Genomic DNA, 22,218 nt, shown 5'->3' with positions numbered 1-22,218 from the left:
GCCATGCGCTGGGTTTGCATTCTCTTCCCGCAATTGGCGCTGGACGCGGTACTGCGTCAGCGCCCCGACCCTGATGAGCCGCTGGCACTGCTGACCGGCCCGGCCCAGCGTCGGGTGCTGCAAGCGGTCAACGGTTCGGCGCGGGCGCTGGGCTTGCGGCCCGGCCAGTCGATGACCGCCGCTCAGGCCTTGAGCAAAGGTTTTGTCACCGCCGAATACGACGCCGCCGAGATCGAACACTGGCAGCAGTTCCTGGCTGCCTGGGCCTATCGGTTCAGCTCTCAGGTCAGCGTGCATTACCCGCGAGCCGTGGTGTTTGAAATCGAATCCAGCCTGGGCTTGTTCGGGCCCTGGCCGCAGTTCGAGGCGCGGTTGCGAGCGGAACTCGGCGAGCTGGGGTTTCGTCACCGGATTGTCGCCGCGCCCAATCCGGTGGCGGCGCGGGTGCTGGCCAACGTTTATGACGGTCTGGTGGTGCCGGACAATGAAGCCTTGCAGTACCACCTCGGGCAGTTGCCCGTCGACCGGATCGCCCTGGAGCCAAGCGTTGCCACGGCGTTATCGCGCATGGGGCTGCGCACCTTGAGTCAGGTGCAGGCGCTGCCCCGGCATAGCCTGGCCCGGCGTTTCGAGGCTCAGGTGCTCAAGCATCTGGACACCCTGTTCGGCGAGCGACGGCTGGCGCTGGCGTTTTACCTGCCGCCGGACCGTTTCGATGTGCGCATCGAGCTTAATTTCGATGTGCAATCCCATCAGGCATTGCTGTTTCCGTTGCGCAGGCTGACCGGCGATCTGGCGGCGTTCCTCTGCGGGCGGGACAGCGGTGTGCAGCGTTTTGATTTGCACCTGGAGCACGCTGGGTTGCCTGACACGCTGATCAAGGTCGGCCTGCTCAGCGCCGAGCGCGATCCGGCGATGTTGTTCGAACTGGCCCGGGGGCGTCTGGAACAGGTTCAGGTCGAGGCGCCGGTGCGCGGTTTTCGTCTGCGCGCCGAAGAGCTACCGGCCTTTGTGCCCCAGTACCAGGAACTGTTCGATGATCGTCCGCAGCAATCCTTGCCCTGGGAGCAACTGCGCGAACGCTTGCGCGCACGGCTGGGGGATGATGCGGTGCAGGGCTTGCGGTTCCAGGCCGATCATCGGCCGGAATGCGCGTGGCAGGCCAGTGTCGACAGCCAGGCCTGTGGGGTGCTGCCTGCCGTGCAACGTCCGGGCTGGCTACTGACTGAACCGCAGGCGGTACACGAAGGTTCGACGCGCATCCTCATGGGGCCGGAACGCATCGAGTCGGGCTGGTGGGACGGCGGCGACGTGCGCCGCGATTACTACCTGATCGAAACCCGCTCCGGTCAGCAGGGCTGGGCCTATCGGACGGTGGGTGAGGGCGGTCCGTTGTGGCTGCAAGGCTGGTTCGCATGAGTGTCGACTATGCCGAACTGCACTGCCTGTCGAACTTCAGTTTTCAGCGCGGTGCTTCCAGTGCGCTTGAGCTTTTTCAACGGGCGAAAAAGCAGGGTTATCAAGCGTTGGCGATCACCGACGAATGCACCCTGGCGGGCATCGTCCGTGCCTGGCAGGCAGCCAAGGCCGTGGAATTGCCGCTGATCATCGGCAGTGAAATACGCATCGAAGACGGCCCGAAACTGGTGCTACTGGTGGAAAACCTCGAGGGTTATCAAACCCTGTGTCGCCTGATTACTCGCGCCAGACGCCGCACGCAGAAAGGCCAGTATCAGGTGCAGCGGGAGGATTTCGGCGAGCCGTTGCCGGGACTGTTGGCATTGTGGGTGCCGGACACCGTCGATGACTTTGAGCAGGGTCACTGGCTGAAGCAGACCTTCGCCGAGCGCTTGTGGCTGAGCGTTCAGTTACATCGCGGGCAGGACGACACCCGGCGACTGGCGGCGCTGCTGACACTGGCGCGGGAACTGCGGATCCCCGCGGTGGCCAGCGGCGATGTGCACATGCACGCCCGTGGCCGGCGCGCCTTGCAGGACACCATGACCGCGATCCGCCATCACGTGCCGGTGGCCGAGGCCGGGTTGCGTTTGCATCCCAATGGCGAACGGCATTTGCGCAGCCTCGACGCCTTGCGCGATCTCTATCCGCAGGCACTGCTCGACGAAACGCTGAGCATCGCCCGGCGCTGCACGTTCGACCTCGGTCAGTTGCGTTATCAATATCCCCGGGAGCTGGTGCCTGAGGGTCACACGGCCACGTCCTGGCTGCGGGAGTTGGCAGGAAAGGGTGTTCGGTGGCGCTGGGAGAAAGGTCCTAAAGCCGAGGTGTTGGCGCAGATCGACAAGGAACTGCAGCTGATTGCCGAGCTGGGGTACGAAAGTTATTTCCTGACGGTTCACGACATTGTGAATTTCGCTCGCAAACAACACATTCTTTGTCAGGGGCGCGGTTCTGCGGCCAACTCGGCGGTGTGCTACGTGCTGGGCATCACGGAGATTGACCCAGAGCGGAGCACGCTGCTGTTCGAGCGTTTTCTCTCCAAAGAGCGCAACGAGCCGCCGGACATCGACGTGGACTTCGAACACGAACGGCGTGAAGAAGTCCTGCAGTACGTATTCCAGCGTTATGGTCGCGCCCGTGCGGCGCTGACCGCAGTGGTCAGCACTTACCATGGTGCCGGCGCCGTGCGCGATGTGGCCAAGGCATTGGGTTTTCCGCCGGATCAGGTCAACGCCCTGGCCGACTGTTGCGGTCACTGGAGTGATCAGGCGCCGCCCGTCGAGCGCCTGCGTGAAGGAGGCTTCGATCCCGATAGCCCGGTGTTGCGCCGGGTGCTGAGTCTGACGGGACAGTTGATCGGTTTCCCCCGGCACCTGTCCCAGCACCCTGGCGGTTTCGTGATTTCCGAGCAGCCCCTGGACAGCCTGGTGCCGGTGGAAAACGCCGCCATGGCCGAGCGCACCATCATCCAGTGGGACAAGGACGATCTGGACGCGGTCGGGTTGCTCAAGGTCGATATCCTCGCGCTGGGCATGCTCAGCGCGATTCGTCGTTGTTTCGATCTGCTGCGTCGGCACCGTGGCCGTGACCTGAGTCTGGCGACGGTGCCGGCCGAAGACCCGCAAACCTACGAAATGATTGGCCATGCGGACACCATCGGGGTGTTCCAGATCGAATCCCGGGCACAGATGTCGATGTTGCCCAGGCTCAAGCCCAAGAATTTCTACGATCTGGTGATCGAGGTGGCGATCGTTCGTCCGGGGCCGATTCAGGGCGGGATGGTGCATCCCTATCTGCGGCGGCGTAAGGGCGAAGAAGAGGTGATCTACCCGTCGAAAGAACTTGAAGCGGTGCTGAAGCGTACATTGGGCGTGCCGCTGTTCCAGGAACAGGTGATGCAGATAGCGATTGTCGCCGCTGACTACAGCCCCGGCGAGGCCGATCAATTGCGTCGCTCCATGGCCGCCTGGAAACGCCACGGCGGACTGGAACCGCACAAGGAACGACTGGCGGACGGAATGAAGAAAAACGGCTACACGGCGGAGTTCGCCGCGCAGATCTTCGAGCAGATCAAAGGCTTCGGCAATTACGGTTTTCCCGAATCCCACGCCGCGAGTTTCGCCTTGCTGACCTATGCCAGTTGCTGGTTGAAATGCCACGAGCCGGCGGCCTTCGCCTGTGCGCTGATCAACAGCTGGCCCATGGGTTTCTACAGCCCGGACCAGATTCTTCAGGACGCCCGCCGACACGATTTGCAGATTCGTCCGGTGGACGTGCGGGCCAGTGACTGGGATTGCAGTCTGGAACCGATCACCGGCGCGCAGCCGGCCATTCGCATGGGGTTGCGGATGATCAAAGGCTTTCGCGAGGACGATGCCAGGCGCATTGAAATCGCACGGTCGAAAGGGGCGTTTGCCGACATCGCCGACCTTGGCGAACGGGCGCGACTCGATGCTCGCGCCCAGGAGCAACTGGCCGATGCCGGAGCGTTGCGCGGGCTGGCCGGTGACCGGCATCGGGCGCGCTGGGAAGTGGCGGGGGTGCAGAAGCAGCTCGGCTTGTTTGCCGGTTTGCCGAGCCAGGAAGAGCCGGCGGTGTCTCTGCCCAAACCCACCGTGGGCGAGGACCTGCAAGCCGATTACAACAGTGTCGGCACCACCCTCGGCCCACATCCGCTGGCATTGCTGCGGAGTGAGTTGAAAGCCCGACGTTGTCGCAGCTCGAAAGAACTTATGGATGTCGAGCACGGCCGACCGGTCAGCGTCGCCGGATTGGTCACCGGTCGGCAGCGCCCGGGCACCGCCAGCGGCGTGACCTTCGTGACGCTTGAAGACGAGTTCGGCAACGTCAACGTGGTGGTCTGGCGCGACTTGGCCGAACGGCAACGGCAGGTACTGGTCGGCTCGCAATTGCTCAAGGTCGATGGGCGTTGGGAAAAGGAAGGCGAGGTGCGGCATCTGATTGCCGGACGCTTGAGCGACCTGAGTTCATTGCTCGACGGTATCCATGTGCGTAGCCGGGATTTCCGCTGAACCTGAGACATTCAGCTATACCTCTATGAAACCATTGGCGTCGGCGGTGCTCGAAACAAACGGGCACGCACCGTCTCCTCACGCCGTTGCACTGCCTGAAAACATGTCATTCACAGGACATAGGCCAGTCGATGCAGTTTCTAGACAATAGCCACGGATGTACCGGCTGGAGCGGCGAAATGGCCGGACGCATTCGCGCGTTCGACTGGAGCCTGACCGAGCTCGGGAGCATCGATGCCTGGCCCGGGAGCCTGTGTAGCGCGGTGCAATTATTGCTCGCCTCACCCCTGCCGATGGTGATGCTGTGGGGCCGCCCCGGCTACATGATCTATAACGATGCCTACTCGAGATTTGCCGGTGGGCGCCATCCTTACCTGCTGGGCTCCCCGGTGGAGTTGGGCTGGCCAGAGGTCGCCGAATTCAATCGGCATGTGGTGGATATCTGCCTTGCGGGCGGAACCTTGTCCTATCACAACAAAGCCCTGGTGCTGTTGCGTGACGGCGTACCCGAAGATGTCTGGATGGATCTTTACTACAGTCCCGTCGCCGATGATGACGGACACCCCGCCGGGGTCATGGCGATGGTGGTCGATACCACTGATCATGTGATTTCCGAGCGCCGCCGCCAGGAAGCCGAAAGTGCCTATCGCGCTGACAACGAAAGAGTTCGCCTGGCTCTTAATGCCGGGGCTTTGCTCGGCTCGTTCGTCTGGGACATCAAGACTAATGTGCTGTCTGCCGACGAACGCTTCGCCCGTACGTTTTCCTATCCGCTCGACCAGGACTTGGCCAACCTGCCACCGCTCATTGCCGAAATGCAGATTCATCCCGACGACCGTAGCTGGGTTCAAGAGCGGCTCAATCAGTCGGTGGAAACCGGCATTCCCTATAACGCTGAATACCGGGTTCTGCGTCCCGATGGCAGTTACCTGTGGGTGCTCGCCAGCGGGTGTTGCGAGTTCAATGAGCAAGGCGAGGCGTTCCGCTTTCCCGGGGTGTTGATTGACATCCACGAACGCAAGAGCGCCGAAGAGTCGTTGCTCAAATTCACCCGCAACCTGGAGCAGCGCGTCGCCGACGAAGTCGAAGCGCGGCTGGCGGCCGAAGAGCAGTTGCGTCAGTCACAGAAACTCGAAGCCATCGGCGGTCTCACCGGCGGCGTGGCCCATGACTTCAACAACTTGTTGCAGGTCATCGCCGGCAACTTGCATTTGCTGGCGCGTCACGAGCCGGACAACGCCAACGTGCAACGCCGGGTCAGTGCGTCGATTGCCGCGGTCGAGCGCGGTGCCAAACTGTCGTCGCAATTGCTCGCGTTTGCCCGTCGTCAACCTTTGTCGCCGGCGGTCTGCGATCCACGGCAGATCTTCGAAGGCCTGGGAGAGTTGTTGCAGCGGGCGCTGGGGGAAACTATCCAGATCAAGGTGACGGCGCCTGACGATCCATGGCATCTCTACGTGGACCGCAATCAACTGGAAAATGCCATTCTCAACCTCGCGATCAACGCCCGGGACGCCATGAACGGCGAGGGGACCATTGCCCTGAGCGCCGAGAACATTACCCTCGACCGCAAGTTCTGCGCAGGCAAGGGCATCGTCGCCGGCGACTATGTTTGCGTCGCGGTGGCTGATACGGGTGTCGGCATGCCGCCTCAAGTGCTCGCACAGGCCTTCGAACCGTTTTTCACCACCAAGGCCGACGGTCAGGGCACCGGCCTGGGTCTGAGCATGGTGTTCGGTTTCGTCAAACAGAGCGACGGGCATATCGAGATCTCCAGCGTCGTCGGGCAGGGCACGCGGGTGCAGCTGTATTTCCCGCGCAGCTTGCGTCCGTTGCCCGGTGAAACAACGCGCCATGATCCGCAGCACCATGGCGGGCACGAAACCATTCTGGTGGTCGAGGATAACGAAGCGGTGCGTGGCTCGGCGGTGGACTTGTTGCGTGAAGAGGGCTATCAGGTTCTGACCGCGGCCAACGGTGACCTGGCCATGCAGATGTTGCTCGATGGCGCGGCGGTGGACCTGATCTTCACCGATGTGGTCATGCCCGGTCTGATCAAAAGCTCGGACCTGGCCGCCTGGGCCAAGGTGCAGAATCCGCCGGTGGCGGTGCTGTTTACCTCCGGCCATACCCGGGACATTATTTCGCGCAATCACCAACTCAGCCCCGACACTTATCTGTTGAGCAAGCCCTATGGCCCTGAAGCGCTGTTGAGCATGATCCGCAGCGTGCTGGGTGGTTGATTATTGTGGCGAGGGAGCTTGCTCCCGCTGAGTGCGAAGCGCTCCAAAAGCTGTATCACTGTTCATCTGATACTACGCGGTGAATGGTTTCACGACTGCTTCGCAGCCGAGCGGTAGCAAGCTCCCTCGCCACAATGGATCGCCAGACTGTGGGTTTTCGTTGACTGCGCAATACGTGTGGGAGCGGGCTTGCTCGCGAAAGCGGTGTGTCAGGCAACATTGATGTTGACTGTGACGCCGCCTTCGCGAGCAAGCCCGCTCCCACAGGTTCCGCACCTGGCCTCAAGGCTTGGGATTATTTATCAGGATGAGCCGCCTGGAGTTTTTTCGCCATATCCAGGTGCTTTTCCAGCGCCGGCAACATTTTTTGCGCGAATGCCTTGAGTTCGGTGGCGCCTTTGGTCCTGTCGTCCGTCACTGTGTTGGCTTCTTTTTTGAACCGTTCAATGGTTTCTTCGTGAGCCTTTACCTGATTGTTGGCATAGGCCGTGTCGAAGGATTCATCGCGCAGGTCAAGAATTTTTTCCTTGGCCTGTTTGACCACTGTCGTCGTGTCTGGCATCTCGATGTCATGCTTTTTCGCCAGGGCCGCCAGCTCTTCATTGGCCTTGGAATGATCGGTGACCATCATCTTGGCGAACGCCTTGACGTCGGCCGATGAGCTTTTTTCCAGCGCCAGTTTGCTGGTCTCGACTTCCGCGATGCCACCCTCGGCCGCGTCATCGACGAAGTCGTTGGAAGTGGCAGCAAAAGCCGTGCCCATGCTGGTGCTCAAGGCAACGGCCAAGGCGAGGTGACGCAGATTGAATCCGTCCATCGGTCATTCTCCACACAGGTTTTCATGAGCGATCCAGGTGATCGTTATTCAATGGAGGCGGACGATTGGGCAAAGGTTTTATCGCGTTTGCGACAGGACGACGAACGGACACCGCTGGTCTGATAGACGGTCGACAGAACACGGTAAGCAAGGCCATTCTGATAGCTGGTGAGCGCAATCAATCGCGTTTGCTACCGATTAACAAACGGAGGTGTTCCATGCCGGTGACTCATGATCTGTATCAGGATCTGAAACTTTCGAAGGAAGAGATCCAGCAAAAACGCACCAAGGATCCGTTACTGGATTCACTGATCAACAAGTATTCTCAGGCGGACGCCGAGGTGGTAAAGGCTGAGACCGCCCAATCGGACGCGCTCAGCGATGACGAACTGAAGAAGCTCAAGGAGAAGCGCGTGCTGGTCAAGAATAAGATCGTTGAACGACTCCAGACGCCGTCCTGACTTCTGTATCAAGCCACTGACGACCGGCGGCTGAAAAATTGGAACGGGGATAAATACCGGCACCTCGAACGATCAGGGCCCGAATTTTCGGCCCATGCGAGGTGCCCCATGCCCCATTCAGCCTATCCCCATAAAGAAAAGTACCCCAGCGAAGAACAGGGCGGCTACGACCCGATCCCGACACATCCCGAACCCTTGAGCCCGGGACGCACCACAGTCAACCCCGAGGATGAACCGGGCATCGATGAATTGCCGGACAATGAGGACATAACGCCTCTGGAGCAGGATGACGTCACTGGCATCGACCCGGAGCGAGTGCGCGAAGAGACAGACAATTCGGTTCGTGATGGTGAGATGGATCCGCGTTGAGTTCACGAGGGGTGATCACAAACCTCGCGGCAACCCCAATCAACTGTGGGAGCGGGCTTGCTCGCGAATGAGGCCATGCCAGTCGACATCAATGTTGAATGTCAGTCCGCCTTCGCGAGCAAGCCCGCTCCCACAGGTTGATCACCGTTATTACTTCAATGCCGTACTCAACGGCAACCGCGCCATGTGCCGTGCTTTCAGCGAACCCAGATACAGCCAGTCCCCATACTCGCGCACGGTGGTGATGGGGGAGTAGTTGCCGCTGCTGGCGTCCTGCAGATTGGCGATCACTTTACCGTCGAGGTCCAGGCCGAGGGCAAAGGCGCGGCTCTCCACCGGTTTGGGCAGGACCGTCAGCGCGCGCACGATCATTTTGCGTACCAGAGGGTAGGGCGCCGTGGCGTCGAGCAGTGCATTGCGTGGGGTATACAGCGCCACCCAGAAACGGTCGCGACCATTGAATGCCAGGTTGTCCGGCAGCCCTGGCAAATTGTCGATGAACAGATCGTGGGTTCCGGCTTTCGGCCCGGTCAGCCAATAGCGGCTGATGCGATAGGCACCGGTTTCGTTGACCAGCACAAACGCATCGTCAGGCCCCAGGGTCACTCCGTTGGCGAACTCCAGCTTATCCAGCAAGACCGTCGTCGTGCCGGTCTGGAAGTCATAACGCAGCAGTCGGCCGTCGCCGCCGTGCTCGATGATTGCCTCGCCATCCTTGCCGTAACCCCAACGGCTGGAAGCATCGCTGAAATAGGCGTAATGCCCGGGCTTGTCGATAACCACGTCATCGGTAAAGCCGAAGGGCACGTTATTGGCCGTGGTGCTCAATGCAATCACACGGCCTTGAGCATCGAGCGACAGCAAACCCTTGACCCCATCGGCGATCACCAGCAAACCATTGGGATGGCGCGCCAGGCCCAATGGCCTGCCACCGGTATCGGCCAGCACCTTGGTGGTTTTGCCGTCGAGGCTGGTGCTGATCAACCGGCCGTCATGCAGGCCGGTGATGAGGACGCCTTCCTCCAGCAGCAACGCCTCCGGGCCGTCGATGTCAGCGGCGCCGACACGCTCCACGCCTTTGAGGCGCTGATTGTCTGTGTAGATGCCATCGATGAGTGAGGGCGCCGGTGACGGTGTCCAGGCGATTGGCTGGACTTTGGTGGGTAATAACAACAGGAAGCCGCCAATCACAATGATCAACAGCAACAATAAATGCCGAACCTTGAGGGCTCTTTTCACGCGGTGACTCCTGTCGAGGCCAGATGTTTTTGCGCCATGTCGCGTAACGCCAGCATCGATTGCGCCGATTCACGCTCGATGCGCCGCTTGAGCAACAATCGATTGGCGATGCGCATCACCACACCGCTGAAGTAATATTCCAGGGTGCGGACAAACCGCGTGCCGTCGCCCTCAGCCTCGCACTCGTAAATCACCACCAACGACAGCCCATGATCACCCCAGGCCCGAGCGCTCCAGCGGCGACCGGGCAAGTATTCGTCGACCTCCCAACTCAAATGTCCCTCACGCCCGCCGGCCCGAATGTCTTCCTCGAACCGCGCACCGGCATACAGCGGGCCGCTCTGGCCATCGACCTTGAGGGAGGACGGATGCCACTCCGGCCAACGTGTCGCGGTGCTGGCGTAGGCGAGCACGGTGAGCGGATTTCCAGCGATGTCGACCACGTGCTGCAGACGGGTGGGCGTTCTCGTCAGGTGCGGGGATGCTTGCTCCGGTTCCCAGTACAAGGTTCCGAACAGGTAGTCCATCAGCGGAAACACGATATTGAAATTGCGCTCCTGCATCAGCTCGCGGCGATGGTGCAATGCGTGCAGACGGCGCATCTGGCGGATCCATGGCAGACGTGTCAGCGGGTTGCCGGGTGGTAGATGTTCGCAGGCATGGAACACTTCATAAGTCAGGTAGCCGAGGACCATACAGCCGCTAAACAGCCCTGCGACGTTGCCGTTGATCTGAGCCAACAGCCACCAGGCGGGCGTGGTGATGACGAGGGTATGCAACACGATCAGCCAGGCCGGAAACAGAATCACCCGCCAGTCCCGGGCGCTGTCGTAGGTCATGTGGCTGGGGGTGAAAAAGCTGTGATGGTCACCGGCGTGACGGGCGTAGAACATTCGCGCCAAGCGTTTTTTGTGGTGCCCCAGATGCCGATGTACGACATAGACACCGAAGTTGAAGAACAACAGGGTCAGCGGCACCGTCAGCCATTCCAGGGGGTGTACCTGATGCACGGTGCTCCAGAACGCGCCGATGGCCAGCAAACCGAACAGCAACACAAAGGCGCCATGCAGCCAGGGGTTGTAGAGCGGATGAATATCGGCACGGTAGCGCGCGCGGAATGCTTCGGTGGTCTGCCTCACTGCGTTCACCTGTGGTTATTGTTATAACCAGCAGATTAGTCGATCCCGCCGCAGAGGCTGGCCCAACCTTGAGGACACATGCGCCATGCTCCGGTGCAAGACGCCTGGCGTCAGGTCAAGGGGTTCCAGCGCTGGGACCAGTCGTCGTCCGTCTTTATCACTTCGCGCAGCAAATCGAAGGCTCGTTGCAGGGTCGCCGAGTCACGGTCCCGGGAGTAGACCAGGTAGGTCGGGTAGCTGAACTCCGGGGCTTTGGGCACTGGCTCCAGCACGCCGCTTTCCAGGTAGCTCTGGACCACGCGGGTGCGGAAATAGCCGCTGCCGCCGTTTTCCAGAATGTATTGCAAGGCCAGCGGTCCGAGGTTGAAGCTCAAGGCCGCCTTGGCTTTTTCTGGCAGTGCGGCATCGTGCTGACGACGGAAGTCCGGGCCCCAGTCGATATACACGTAAGGATCGGGTCGTCCGGCCAGGCGTACCAGGATCAGTTTTTCTTCCAGCACTTGCTCGACTTGCAGGCGCGGCCAGTACTCGGGCTGATAGACCAGCGCCGCATCCAGCACCCCCAGTTCCAGTTGGCGCAGCAGGTTTTCGCCGTCGCGGATTTCCATGCGCAAGGCGTGGCTGGGGATTTTCTCGCGCAGTTCGCCGGCCCAGCTGAGCATCAACGGGTTGCACAGACTGACCTCGCCACCGATGTGCAGCACGTCGCGGTAGCCCTCGGGCAGCGGCAAGTCCCGGCGCGCCGCTTCCCAGGTCTGCACCAGTTGATTGGCGTAAACCACAAAGGCCTCACCGTTCGGCGTCAGGCGCGCCCCGGCGCGATTGCGCACGAACAGCGTGCTGCCGAGCTGACTTTCGAGCTTCTGCACGCGGGCAGTGATCGCGGTCTGGGTGACGTGCAACTTTTCAGCCGCCGCGGCCAGGCTGCCGTGGCGAACGATTTCCAGAAAGGTGCGAGCGAGGTCGATGTCCATGGGCTGGCCGATGTGGGAGGTGCGGGCATTGTAAGAGCAGCATTTGTCTTCCGATACCGCGTTATCGTTCTTCGCGAGCAAGCCCGCTCCCACATTCGATCTGCGATGTTACAAATATCTATGCCCAACACCCATTCAATGTGGGAGCGGGCTTGCTCGCGAAGAGGCCCTGTCAGGCACCGCGAATCAATCGGCTAACTCGACTTCCTGAACAGTCGCCCACTGCGCCACCAACCGCTGCGGCGTGCCACACGCCTTGCGCTTGAACACAAAATTTTGGCACTTCTCGGCAAACTGTTTGCGGTTCTGCACCATGTCCAGTTGCATCTCTTCCAGCTCGGCATTGCGACAGTGCTGCATCAGTTGATTATCGAGCTGGCTTTTGCGTTCACGCACCGCCTGATACGCCGGATCACTCAACGCACCGTTGGCCCGCTGCAACAACCACAGGCCAAACTCGTCGGGGCAACGCGGGCCGATTTCCTGGACCATGCCCAGCTGCAACGCCTGGGTGGCGCTGATTGGCAGACAGTCTTCAGTGAGTTTTTTCGCCATTGCCTGGCCGACGGCGCGGGGCAGGCTATAGGTCCAGTACTCGGAGCCGTACAGGCCCATGGTTTTGTAGTGGGGGTTGAGCACGATGTCGGACCGGGCGAAGACGATGTCGGCAGCCAGCGCCAGCATCACGCCGCCGGCCCCGGCGTTGCCGGTCAAGCCGCTGATCACCAGTTGCCGGGCGCTGAGCAACTCCTGGCAGACGTCATCAATCGCCTGAATATTGGCCCAGGCTTCCAGCCCCGGAACCGCTGCGGCCTGAATCACGTTGAGGTGCACGCCGTTGGAAAAACTGCCGCGCCCGCCCTTGATCAGCAACACTTGGGTGTCCCGGGACTTGACCCAGCGCAGAGCTTCCACCAGTCGCTGGCACTGTTCGGTGCTCATCGCGCCGTTGTAAAACTCGAAGGTCAGTTCGCCGACATGGCCTGATTCGCGATAGCGGATCGGTTGATAGGACTCATTGTTGAAGGGCAGGGAAGCGATCGACCAATCAAGGGTCGGTACTTGCGCCAGATGTTCGGCGAGCACATGCCGGGCCGGGCGTTTGAAGGTTTCTTCACCGGGCTGGGGTTTGTGTCGCAGCGAGCCGATCCACAGGCAGGTATCGCCGGTCGCCACCAGCACCGCATCGTCGTGCACCGCGAGAATCTCCCCCGGCGTGCCGCTGCGCGAATCCAGGTGAGCGTCGTACAGGTAATACTGACCGCCGGCCAGACTCGCCAATACGCCGGGCTGGCCATCGGCCGCATCGATGCAGCGTTTGATGAAGTGTGAACTGTCGTGCCAGCTGAAGGAGCGGTCGGCTTGCTTCATGTTCGGCTGCAAGCGGCCAATCACATGGCGTTGGCTGTAATCCAAGGGTGCCGGAACGAAACCGGCGATGAATTTTTCCACGACTTCGCGGATGCAGGATATCGCGGCATCGCTGACGCGCCCGTTGTACAGCTCGGATTTGCGCAAGCCCTGGGGCAGGTTGAATTCACAGGTGGCCCAGACCGGCCCGGCGTCCATTTCCTCCACCGCTTGCAACGCGGTCACGCCCCAGCGGCCGAGTTCACGGGTGATCGCCCAGTCCAGCGCACTGGCGCCACGGTCGCCGACAATGCCCGGGTGAATGATCACCACGGGACGCTGGCAGTTGCCCCACAACTGTTGCGGTACCCGGTCCTTGAGGAATGGACAGATCACCAGATCGGCGCCGGAGTGTTCGATTTCCTCGCACACCGCGTCCGCGTCGGTGAACAGCACCACGCTGGGCGAGTGGCCGGCTTGACGTAAATCCAGCCAGGCCCGTTGGGTCAGCCCGTTGAATGCTGACGCCAGCAGAATGATTTTTAATGACCGCATGATTGTCTCTTCCTTGAGAATAACGGGCCGCAGGCTCCCAATGAGCCGTCCGTGGCCTTCGATGGAAGCGCGATAGTAGTGATTGTGCGGTGGGGAACAACTGATCGAGGTCAAGCTTGTGTCAGTGGGTGTTTCGGGACAGAAGGTTGAACAGCGATTTAATGTGGGAGCGGGCTTGCTCGCGAAAGCGGACTGACAGTCAACATCACTGTTGAATGTTGAACCGTCTTCGCGAGCAAGCCCGCTCCCACATTAGATGGATGGTGTTTGGAAATATTTTGTTCAGAACGCAAAACACGAACAGCCAAACGCCCCCCAGAACCCTTGAAAGTCACTGACCGGCGCTGACGACAACCGCGCCCGCTCATGGCTGTGGGCATGCACCGCGCAAGCGCCCACACACTGGTGCACTTGCGCCGTCAGCGGCGCCAGTGGTTTCCAGTGTCCCGGTACATTCACCACGGGCGACCACTCAGGCACCACCGGGATAGGCGGTGGTCCCAGTTTTTCGAACTCGACGCTGCCGTAGACGATCTTGCCGTCGACAATGGTCAGCACCGACTCGATCCATTTGATGGCTTCGTCTTCGATGTGAAAGTAGTCCGCCGACAGTGCGATCAGGTCCGCCAGTTGCCCGACCTTGATCTGGCCTTTCTTGCCTTGTTCGGAGGAAAACCAGGCGCTGCCGTGAGTGAAAAGCTCCAGCGCCGTATCGCGGCTCAAGCCTTGCGGGTACAGGGCCAACCCGCCGACGGTGCGGCCGCTGACCAGCCAGTACATCGAGGTCCAGGGGTTGTAGCTGGACACGCGCGTGGCATCGGTACCGGCGCCCACCGGCACACCCTCGGCCAGCATGCGCGCGATCGGTGGTGTCGCTTCGGCCGCCTTCGCGCCATAACGGTCGACAAAGTATTCGCCCTGGAATGCCATGCGATCCTGGATGGCAATGCCGCCACCGAGGGCTTTAACCCGTTCAATGTTCCGTGGGTTGATGGTTTCAGCATGATCGAAGAACCATGGCAAACCGTCGAACGGAATATCCCGGTTGACCTTCTCGAACACGTCGAGCATGCGGCTGATGGATTCGTTATAAGTGGCGTGCAGGCGGAAGGGCCAGCGCTGCTCGACGAGGTGGCGGACCACCGGTTCCAGCTCCTGCTCCATGGTTTGCGGCAGGTCGGGGCGGGGTTCTAGGAAGTCTTCGAAATCCGCTGCCGAGAACACCAGCATTTCCCCGGCACCGTTGTGCCGCAGGAAGTCATCGCCCTGACCGTAATGGGAGGTGCTGGTCCAGTTTTTGAAGTCGGTCAGCTCTTCCTTGGGTTTTTGGGTGAACAAGTTGTAGGCAATGCGCACCGTGAGCTGCTGGTCTTTGGCCAGTTGCTGGATGACTTGATAGTCGTCCGGATAATTCTGATAACCGCCGCCGGCATCGATGGCGCTGGTGACGCCCAGCCGATTGAGTTCGCGCATGAACTGGCGGGTCGAGTTGACCTGATACTCCAGCGGCAGCTTCGGCCCCTTGGCCAAGGTCGAGTAGAGGATCATCGCATTGGGTCGGGCAATCAGCATGCCGGTGGGGTCGCCATTGGCATCGCGCTGGATCTCGCCGCCCGGCGGGTTCGGCGTGTCGCGGGTATAACCGACAACTTTCAACGCCGCGCGATTGAGCAGGGCGCGGTCGTAGAGGTGAAGGACAAACACCGGGGTATCCGGCGCGGCCTTGTTCAGCTCTTCAATCGTCGGCAGGCGCTTCTCGGCAAACTGGAATTCGTTCCAGCCACCGACCACCCGCACCCATTGCGGCGTCGGTGTGCGGTCGGCCTGATCCTTGAGCATGCGCAAGGCATCGGCCAGGGACGGCACGCCTTCCCAGCGCAGTTCGAGGTTGTAATTCAGACCGCCACGGATCAAGTGCAGGTGGGAGTCATTGAGCCCCGGAATCACCGTGCGGCCATGCAGGTCGATGATCTGGCTGCCGGGGCCTTGCAGCGCCATGGCCTGGGCATCGCTGCCGACCACCACGAAGCGCCCGTCCTTGATCGCGACGGCACTGGCTTGGGGTTTCTTGCGGTCGACGGTGTGCAGGCGTCCGTTGTAAAGAATCAGATCGGCCGGAGCATCGGGCATGGTTTTACTCCCTGCGAATAGTGGGCTGACCCAGGCACCGACGGCGCCTGCTGAAAGGCCTTGCAATACACGGCGACGGCTGAAGTCGTTGGGCTCGTCAGGTGGGCTCATGGCACTGCACTCCACTAAGTTCTTCACAAAGAAGTGAGGGCAAACAGCCGATGTCTGACGCATGCGGCCAGAAGGAATATAGTCGGCAAATCCGCAGATGGCCGTTTTCCGAAAGCGAAAACGACAAATCCCGCCACGAGGGGCGGGATTCGTTTGCAGCCAGACGTGCTCCCGAAAGACGGGAGCGGCGTGCTTAGGCCGGGAACAGCTCGGACAGTTTCATGGCCAGCATCATGTCGCCTTCAGCGCGCAGTTTGCCACCCATGAACGCTTGCATGCCGTCGGTCGAACCGTCAACGATGCCTTCCAGGGTTTCGCCGTCCATTACCAGCGTGACCTGGGCGTCCGGGTTCTCGCCTTCTTGCAGTTCGCAGGTGCCGTCTTTGACGATCAGCGAGAAGTTCTTGGTGTCGTCGATGCGGAAACCGAATACCAGGTCCAGACCGGCAGCAGCGGCTGGGTTGAACTTGGCTTTCATTGCTTGTACGGCATCAGCTACGGAGGTCATGGTTCGATCCTTTCTTGGGTAATAAGAGCTGGGTGATTACAGCCAGGGTCACAATAATCCGGACTCAGCGAAACGTGATGAGTTCCGGGGCCTTCAGCAGTTGCAGGTGTGCATGACTGTTGAAGGAAGCCAGGGCCACCTCGCGACCACGAAACTTAAGCAGGTTGAGCGAGGTGTTGACGATTTGCCAGTTCAGTTCAAAGGCCTGCTTTGCGGGCATTTGCGTAATGAGGTGGAGCAGGGCAGTGATGGTGCCGCCGGAGGTGAACACGGCGATTTTCTGGGTATTGTCGGCGTGCTCGAGTAATCGATGCAGACCGGCCTGCACGCGTTCGACGAAGCCCAGCCAGCTCTCCAGGCCCGGCGTGTCGTAGGCGCCGGCGAGCCAGCGCTCGATGATCAAGGCAAAGATGCGTTGGAATTCAGCACGGTTTTGTGCGGCGTTGCGCAGGATATCCAGCGCTTGGGGCTCGTCCTCCAACATGGCTGGCAGCAGGGCACGGATCACCGCGTCGGCATCGAATTCGTTGAAGGCGCAATCGATTTCCAGCACCGGCACCGGCATCCCGACGGCGGCGAATTGTTCCAGCGCGCTGTTGGCGGTATGTTGCTGGCGGCGCAGGTCACCCGACAGGCAGCGATCGAAGCTGACACCGAGTTCGGCCAAGTGCTGGCCGAGGAGTTCTGCCTGGCGAATACCGGTCGGCGACAGGACGTCATAGTCGTCTGCACCGAAGGAGGCCTGGCCATGTCGAATCAAATAGATGCTGCCCACGTCCGCGTCATCCCGGTACGTTGAAGGTTTGGCGAGGTTATGAGGATGGCGGTGAGCTGTCAATGAAAAAACATACGCTTGTTTGAAATGCCCGTTACAGGCCTGTTGCCAGAGGTTTCACGGCTGGTCGTCGAGCCGGCGGATGGGTATGCTGGAGGTATCCCGCGCGTGTTTACCCCGCGCATTGATTGAAGGAGTCCCTGTGGAGCTTTTGTTCGAGTACGCCATTTTTCTGGCCAAGACCGTGACCCTGGTGATCGCCATTCTGGTGGTCCTGGCCAGTTTTGCGGCGTTGCGCAGCAAAGGTCGGCGCAAGTCGGCCGGGCAGCTGCAAGTCAACAAACTCAATGATTTCTACAAAGAGCTGCGTGAACGCCTGGAGCAAACCTTGCTCGACAAGGATCAGCTCAAGGCCTTGCGCAAGTCCCAGGCTAAAACCGATAAAAAGCAAAAGAAGACACCCGAGGCCAAACCGCGGGTGTTCGTGCTGGATTTCGACGGTGACATCAGGGCGTCGGCCACTGAGAGCCTGCGCCACGAAATCACCGCGCTGCTGACCCTCGCCACGCCGAAGGATGAAGTGGTGCTGCGCCTTGAAAGCGGCGGCGGCATGGTCCACAGCTATGGCCTGGCGTCTTCGCAACTGGCGCGGATTCGTGAAGCCGGCGTGCCGTTGACCGTGTGCATCGACAAGGTCGCGGCCAGTGGCGGCTACATGATGGCATGCATCGGCGAGAAAATTATCAGTGCGCCGTTCGCGATCCTCGGCTCGATCGGTGTTGTGGCGCAGTTGCCCAACGTCAATCGCCTGCTGAAAAAACACGACATCGACTTCGAAGTACTGACGGCCGGCGAGTACAAGCGCACCCTGACAGTGTTTGGCGAAAACACCGAGAAGGGCCGGGAGAAATTCCAGGAAGACCTGGACATCACCCATCAGCTGTTCAAAAACTTCGTTTCCCGCTATCGCCCGCAACTGGCCATCGACGAAGTGGCCACCGGAGAAATCTGGCTGGGCGTTGCGGCGCTCGACAAGCAACTGGTGGATGAACTCAAGACCAGCGATGAATACCTTGCCGAACGAGCCAAGCAGTCCGAGCTCTACCACTTGCATTACGCCGAACGCAAAAGCCTGCAGGAGCGCATCGGCATCGCGGCCAGCGGTTCGATCGATCGTGTATTGCTGAGCTGGTGGAGCCGCTTGACTCAGCAACGCTTCTGGTAAGCACCGTCGCGTAATCGTTTATGCCGGACACAAAAAAGCCCTGAACCGGATTTCCGATTCAGGGCTTTTTGTTGTACGCGTACTTAGCGGCGACGGAACAGCGGCAGCGGTTCGTCGGTAGCAGCCTGATAGGTCACCGAGAAGTCCTTGAGACCTTCCAGGGCTTCATACGGGTCTTTATCGGCGCGGATCGCAAAGGCGTCGAAACCGCAGCGGTGCAGGTAGAACAGCTGGTCGCGCAGCACATCGCCGATCGCCCGCAGTTCGCCTTTGAAACCATAACGGTCACGCAGCAAGCGAGCATTGGAGTAGTTGCGTCCATCGGTGAAGGCCGGGAAGTTCAAGGCGATGACCTGGAACTGTGCAACGTCGTCACCGATTTCTTCGGCTTCTTCATCGGCGTCCAGCCACACACCCAAGCCGCCATCGCGGGCCTTGAGCATACGGCTGTGCTCGCGCCACAGTTGCAGCGGGACGATAAGGTCGTCGCAGTTGCTGATTTCGTCGATGTTGAAGTCCTTCGGCAGCAGGTGCCAGGTTTCATCGACGACTTCGTTGTTCTTAATTATTCGCTGCATAGACGCGCTCCTTGAAGAGGTCGATGCCGATACGCTGATAGGTGTCGATAAAGCGTTCGTCTTCGGTACGTTGTTCGATGTACACGTCGATCAGCTTCTCGATCACGTCAGGCATGGCTTCCTGTGCGAAAGACGGGCCGAGGATCTTGCCCAGGCTCGCATCGCGACTGGCGCTGCCACCCAGGGACACCTGGTAGAACTCTTCGCCTTTCTTGTCCACCCCGAGAATGCCGATGTGGCCGACGTGGTGGTGACCACAGGCGTTCATGCAGCCAGAGATGTTCAGGTCCAGCTCGCCAATGTCGAACAGGTAGTCCAGATCGTCGAAACGGCGCTGGATCGATTCGGCGATCGGGATCGATTTGGCGTTGGCCAGGGAGCAGAAGTCGCCGCCCGGGCAGCAGATGATGTCGGTCAGCAAACCGATGTTCGGTGTGGCGAAACCTTGCTCGCGCAACTCGCCCCACAAAGCGAACAATTGGCTCTGCTCGACATCGGCAAGAATAATGTTCTGCTCGTGGGAGGTGCGCAGCTGACCGAAGCTGTAACGATCGGCGAGGTCGGCAACGGCATCGAGCTGCTTGTCGGTGATGTCACCCGGCGCAACGCCAGTCGGCTTCAGGGACAGGGTCACGGCCACATAACCCGGTTTCTTGTGGGTCAGGGTGTTGCGGGTGCGCCAGCGGGCGAAGCCTGGGTGCTGTTTGTCGAGCTTGGTCAGTTCGGCAGTCTGGTTGTCCAGAGCCTGGTATTCCGGATCGACAAAGTGTTTGGCCACGCGATGCACTTCGGCCTCGGTCAGCGTGGTCTGGCCACCGCGAAGGTGTTCCATTTCCGCGTCGACTTTCTGCGCGAACACTTCAGGCGTCAGGGCCTTGACCAGAATCTTGATCCGCGCCTTGTACTTGTTGTCGCGACGGCCGTAGCGGTTGTAGACCCGCAGGATGGCGTCGAGGTAGCTCAACAGGTCCTGCCATGGCAGGAACTCGTTGATGAACGCGCCCACCACCGGCGTACGGCCCAGGCCGCCACCAACCAGCACACGGAAACCCAGTTCGCCCGCGGCGTTATGTACCGGCTCAAGGCCGATGTCATGGACTTCAATGGCCGCACGGTCGGACGTCGAACCGTTGATGGCGATTTTGAACTTGCGCGGTAAATAAGCGAATTCCGGGTGGAAAGTAGTCCATTGGCGCACAATTTCGCACCATGGACGCGGGTCGATCAACTCGTCGGCCGCGACACCGGCGAACTGGTCGGTGGTGACGTTGCGCAGGCAGTTGCCGCTGGTCTGGATCGCGTGCATCTGCACGGTCGCCAGTTCAGCCAGGATGTCCGGGATGTCTTCCAGGGCCGGCCAGTTGAACTGCACGTTCTGCCGGGTACTGATGTGGGCGTAGCCCTTGTCATAGTCGCGGGCAATCTTGGCCATCATTCGCGTCTGGCGCGAAGTCAGTTGGCCATAAGGCACCGCCACCCGCAGCATTGGCGCGAAGCGCTGGATGTAAAGGCCATTTTGCAGGCGCAGGGGGCGGAATTCTTCTTCGCTCAGCTCGCCTGCCAGATAGCGTCGGGTCTGATCACGGAACTGCTTGACGCGGTCCTCGATGATCCGCTGATCGTACTCGTCGTATACGTACATATAAGTCCTGTTCTCAGGCTTGGGCCGGTCGGATCCAGTTGCGTTTTTCGCTTGCTGAAGTCTCCGATGCTGCCTCGGCAATTCTGCGCGCACGGCCGCGCACTCCCAACGGAGCGGAGGCAAGATACCAGTTTGCAGTTATGCGCAAAAGTGATGTTTGAGTATATGTAAAGAACCAAAAAGACTAATGAAGTTCATGGGAGCAAAACCCACATTTGTGGTGCGGGCAATCATCGTCTTAACTGTGCTCGAGTCTTTATGCAATCACCGATAAAACCGACAAGAGGCGATGCAATGAGCAACCCAACCAAAGCAGGGAAAAGCGATAGCACGGTCGATGCTTGGGCGATTTTGTTCCTGATCATCCTGGTCGTGGGCACAGCGGTGTTCTGGGTCAGCCATCAATAAACGACCCCGTCCGGGCCCGGCGCTGACGATTGTCGGACAGAAGCCGGAATAAGCGCCGTTCCAGGGACTTCGCTGGCTATAATGCGCAGCGGATTTTCGGGGCCTCGGACGTTTAATGTTGAAGTTCTTCTGTGGTGTAGTGCTGGCGCTTGGTACGGTCTTGGGACCGTGTGCCCAGGCGGCGTCCGTATTGTTCCTCAATCCAGGAACCACCCAAGAGGTCTTCTGGGTCAGTTACTCGCAGTTCATGCAGGCCGCGGCCAAGGACCTGAGCATGGATTTGCGCATCCAGTATTCCGAGCGAAACGCTGAAACCACAATCAAGCAGGCCCGCGAAGCCCTGCAAGGGCCGAATCGACCGGACTATCTGGTATTCGTCAACGAACTGTACGTCGCGCCCGAAATCCTGCGCCTGGCTCAAGGCAGCGGTGTGAAGCTGTTTTTGGTCAACAACGGCCTGACCGTAGACCAGATGCGCTTGCTCGGCGACCAGCCGGACAAGTATCCCTCATTGTTGGGCAGCCTGGTGCCCAACAATGAGGAGGGCGGCTACTTGATGCTCAAGGAGCTGATTCGCCTGCATCGCCCGGTCGCGCCCGGTCAGGTCATTGATCTCGTGGCCTTCTCTGGCCTGAAGATCACGCCAGCCGCGCAACAGCGTGAGAAGGGCATGATGCGGGCATTGGCCGAACACCCTGAAGTGCGGTTGCGTCAGTTGGTCTACGGCGGCTGGACCCGCGAGCGCGCCTATGAACAGGCCAGGTTATTGTTCAAGCGTTATCCGCACACGTCGCTGGTCTGGTCGGCCAACGATGAAATGGCCTTTGGTGCCATGCAGGCCTACGCCGAAACGGGCGGCCAACCCGGCAAGGGCGCGCTGTTCAGCGCCGTCAACAATTCACCGACTGCGCTACAGGCGCTGTTGGAAGGGCGGTTGAGTGTGCTGTTGGGCGGGCACTTCACTCTGGGTGGTTGGGCCCTGGTGCAACTGCATGACTACGACCTGGGGGTGGATGTCAGCCAGTACGGTGGGCGCGACCGGCAGATTCCGTTGTTACAGCTGATCAATCACGCACAAGCCAAGCGGTTGCTGGCGTTGAGTGCTACTCAGGATTATGGCGTGGATTTTCAGAAACTCTCCGCCAAGGGGCGACCGACGTCGTATCGCTACCCGTTCAGCTTGCAAGCCCTGATGCACTGA

General features: G+C 60.2%; 17 protein-coding genes. 7 read left to right on the top strand and 10 right to left on the bottom strand.

Features of this window, described 5'->3' with window-relative positions; genetic code table 11:
- Positions 1 to 3: 3 nt before the first annotated feature.
- The 3 genes from KVG95_RS10910 to KVG95_RS10900 all read left to right on the top strand — a co-directional run bounded on the left by KVG95_RS10910 (position 4) and on the right by KVG95_RS10900 (position 6,736).
- A complete protein-coding gene (locus KVG95_RS10910; protein WP_217856354.1) occupies positions 4 to 1,419 on the top strand; it encodes a Y-family DNA polymerase in 1,416 nt (471 codons plus the stop codon).
- The gene (locus KVG95_RS10905; protein ID WP_225922986.1) at positions 1,416 to 4,493 is read left to right on the top strand and encodes an error-prone DNA polymerase; all 3,078 of its coding nucleotides are present in this window, start codon (positions 1,416 to 1,418) and stop codon (positions 4,491 to 4,493) included. Before KVG95_RS10910 ends, KVG95_RS10905 begins: the two co-directional genes overlap by 4 nt.
- Before the next feature lie 131 nt (positions 4,494 to 4,624).
- Positions 4,625 to 6,736: a hybrid sensor histidine kinase/response regulator gene (locus tag KVG95_RS10900; RefSeq protein WP_217856350.1), complete on the top strand. Its 2,112-nt coding sequence runs from the start codon at positions 4,625 to 4,627 to the stop codon at positions 6,734 to 6,736.
- A gap of 295 nt (positions 6,737 to 7,031) precedes the next feature.
- Here the strand turns inward: KVG95_RS10900 and KVG95_RS10895 are convergent, their stop codons facing one another.
- Positions 7,032 to 7,553, bottom strand: coding sequence for a DUF4142 domain-containing protein (locus KVG95_RS10895; protein WP_217856348.1), 522 nt, complete (start codon positions 7,551 to 7,553; stop codon positions 7,032 to 7,034).
- A 218-nt stretch (positions 7,554 to 7,771) separates the two neighbouring features.
- Between KVG95_RS10895 and KVG95_RS10890 the strand changes: the two genes are divergently transcribed.
- The gene (locus tag KVG95_RS10890) at positions 7,772 to 8,014 is read left to right on the top strand and encodes a hypothetical protein (RefSeq protein WP_123722362.1); all 243 of its coding nucleotides are present in this window, start codon (positions 7,772 to 7,774) and stop codon (positions 8,012 to 8,014) included.
- Positions 8,015 to 8,122: 108 nt separating this feature from the next.
- The gene (locus tag KVG95_RS10885) at positions 8,123 to 8,383 is read left to right on the top strand and encodes a hypothetical protein (protein WP_217856346.1); all 261 of its coding nucleotides are present in this window, start codon (positions 8,123 to 8,125) and stop codon (positions 8,381 to 8,383) included.
- A 150-nt stretch (positions 8,384 to 8,533) separates the two neighbouring features.
- On the opposite strand, the gene KVG95_RS10880 is transcribed toward KVG95_RS10885, so the two are convergent.
- From KVG95_RS10880 to KVG95_RS10850, 7 genes are all read right to left on the bottom strand, one after another.
- Entirely contained in the window at positions 8,534 to 9,622 is a 1,089-nt protein-coding gene (locus KVG95_RS10880) for an SMP-30/gluconolactonase/LRE family protein (protein ID WP_217856343.1), read from the bottom strand.
- Positions 9,619 to 10,761: a sterol desaturase/SRPBCC family protein gene (locus tag KVG95_RS10875; protein ID WP_217856341.1), complete on the bottom strand. Its 1,143-nt coding sequence runs from the start codon at positions 10,759 to 10,761 to the stop codon at positions 9,619 to 9,621. The genes KVG95_RS10880 and KVG95_RS10875 overlap by 4 nt, the downstream gene beginning before the upstream one ends.
- A 110-nt stretch (positions 10,762 to 10,871) precedes the next feature.
- The gene (locus KVG95_RS10870) at positions 10,872 to 11,735 is read right to left on the bottom strand and encodes a LysR family transcriptional regulator (RefSeq protein ID WP_123356843.1); all 864 of its coding nucleotides are present in this window, start codon (positions 11,733 to 11,735) and stop codon (positions 10,872 to 10,874) included.
- Between the two features lie 186 nt (positions 11,736 to 11,921).
- On the bottom strand, positions 11,922 to 13,640 hold the full coding sequence (locus KVG95_RS10865; RefSeq protein ID WP_217856339.1) for a hydrogenase maturation protein: 1,719 nt from the start codon (positions 13,638 to 13,640) through the stop codon (positions 11,922 to 11,924).
- 282 nt (positions 13,641 to 13,922) lie between these two features.
- Positions 13,923 to 15,770 (bottom strand): amidohydrolase, encoded by a 1,848-nt coding sequence (locus tag KVG95_RS10860; protein WP_217856513.1) that lies wholly within the window; start codon positions 15,768 to 15,770, stop codon positions 13,923 to 13,925.
- A gap of 304 nt (positions 15,771 to 16,074) precedes the next feature.
- Positions 16,075 to 16,389: an SCP2 sterol-binding domain-containing protein gene (locus tag KVG95_RS10855; RefSeq protein WP_123356684.1), complete on the bottom strand. Its 315-nt coding sequence runs from the start codon at positions 16,387 to 16,389 to the stop codon at positions 16,075 to 16,077.
- A 64-nt stretch (positions 16,390 to 16,453) separates the two neighbouring features.
- Positions 16,454 to 17,164 (bottom strand): histidine phosphatase family protein, encoded by a 711-nt coding sequence (locus KVG95_RS10850; RefSeq protein WP_217856337.1) that lies wholly within the window; start codon positions 17,162 to 17,164, stop codon positions 16,454 to 16,456.
- A gap of 202 nt (positions 17,165 to 17,366) precedes the next feature.
- Here KVG95_RS10850 and sohB point away from each other — a divergent pair, with 202 nt between their 5' ends.
- Positions 17,367 to 18,389: a protease SohB gene (gene sohB / locus KVG95_RS10845; RefSeq protein WP_052964359.1), complete on the top strand. Its 1,023-nt coding sequence runs from the start codon at positions 17,367 to 17,369 to the stop codon at positions 18,387 to 18,389.
- 83 nt (positions 18,390 to 18,472) lie between these two features.
- On the opposite strand, the gene KVG95_RS10840 is transcribed toward sohB, so the two are convergent.
- Together KVG95_RS10840 and KVG95_RS10835 are read right to left on the bottom strand one after the other, a co-directional pair.
- The gene (locus KVG95_RS10840; RefSeq protein WP_217856336.1) at positions 18,473 to 18,967 is read right to left on the bottom strand and encodes a DUF934 domain-containing protein; all 495 of its coding nucleotides are present in this window, start codon (positions 18,965 to 18,967) and stop codon (positions 18,473 to 18,475) included.
- Positions 18,951 to 20,609: a nitrite/sulfite reductase gene (locus KVG95_RS10835; RefSeq protein WP_217856334.1), complete on the bottom strand. Its 1,659-nt coding sequence runs from the start codon at positions 20,607 to 20,609 to the stop codon at positions 18,951 to 18,953. The genes KVG95_RS10840 and KVG95_RS10835 overlap by 17 nt, the downstream gene beginning before the upstream one ends.
- Before the next feature lie 523 nt (positions 20,610 to 21,132).
- Between KVG95_RS10835 and KVG95_RS10830 the strand changes: the two genes are divergently transcribed.
- Entirely contained in the window at positions 21,133 to 22,218 is a 1,086-nt protein-coding gene (locus tag KVG95_RS10830; protein ID WP_217856332.1) for an ABC transporter substrate-binding protein, read from the top strand.

This window comes from Pseudomonas farris (assembly GCF_019145235.1).
GTDB classification, from domain to species: Bacteria; Pseudomonadota; Gammaproteobacteria; order Pseudomonadales; family Pseudomonadaceae; genus Aquipseudomonas; species Aquipseudomonas farris.
The sequence above is the reverse complement of the archived record's forward strand: the minus strand, read 5'-3'. Positions and strand labels throughout refer to the sequence as shown.

Excerpts from the sequence above, each read along its gene's own strand:
- KVG95_RS10910 (WP_217856354.1), top strand. The coding sequence starts at position 4 with ATGCGCTGGGTTTGCATTCTCTTCCCGCAATTGGCGCTGGACGCGGTA.
- KVG95_RS10905 (WP_225922986.1), top strand. The coding sequence starts at position 1,416 with ATGAGTGTCGACTATGCCGAACTGCACTGCCTGTCGAACTTCAGTTTT.
- KVG95_RS10900 (WP_217856350.1), top strand. The coding sequence starts at position 4,625 with ATGCAGTTTCTAGACAATAGCCACGGATGTACCGGCTGGAGCGGCGAA.
- KVG95_RS10895 (WP_217856348.1), bottom strand. The coding sequence starts at position 7,553 with ATGGACGGATTCAATCTGCGTCACCTCGCCTTGGCCGTTGCCTTGAGC.
- KVG95_RS10890 (WP_123722362.1), top strand. The coding sequence starts at position 7,772 with ATGCCGGTGACTCATGATCTGTATCAGGATCTGAAACTTTCGAAGGAA.
- KVG95_RS10885 (WP_217856346.1), top strand. The coding sequence starts at position 8,123 with ATGCCCCATTCAGCCTATCCCCATAAAGAAAAGTACCCCAGCGAAGAA.
- KVG95_RS10870 (WP_123356843.1), bottom strand. The coding sequence starts at position 11,735 with ATGGACATCGACCTCGCTCGCACCTTTCTGGAAATCGTTCGCCACGGC.
- KVG95_RS10865 (WP_217856339.1), bottom strand. The coding sequence starts at position 13,640 with ATGCGGTCATTAAAAATCATTCTGCTGGCGTCAGCATTCAACGGGCTG.
- KVG95_RS10860 (WP_217856513.1), bottom strand. The coding sequence starts at position 15,770 with ATGCCCGATGCTCCGGCCGATCTGATTCTTTACAACGGACGCCTGCAC.
- KVG95_RS10855 (WP_123356684.1), bottom strand. The coding sequence starts at position 16,389 with ATGACCTCCGTAGCTGATGCCGTACAAGCAATGAAAGCCAAGTTCAAC.
- KVG95_RS10840 (WP_217856336.1), bottom strand. The coding sequence starts at position 18,967 with ATGCAGCGAATAATTAAGAACAACGAAGTCGTCGATGAAACCTGGCAC.
- KVG95_RS10835 (WP_217856334.1), bottom strand. The coding sequence starts at position 20,609 with ATGTACGTATACGACGAGTACGATCAGCGGATCATCGAGGACCGCGTC.
- KVG95_RS10830 (WP_217856332.1), top strand. The coding sequence starts at position 21,133 with ATGTTGAAGTTCTTCTGTGGTGTAGTGCTGGCGCTTGGTACGGTCTTG.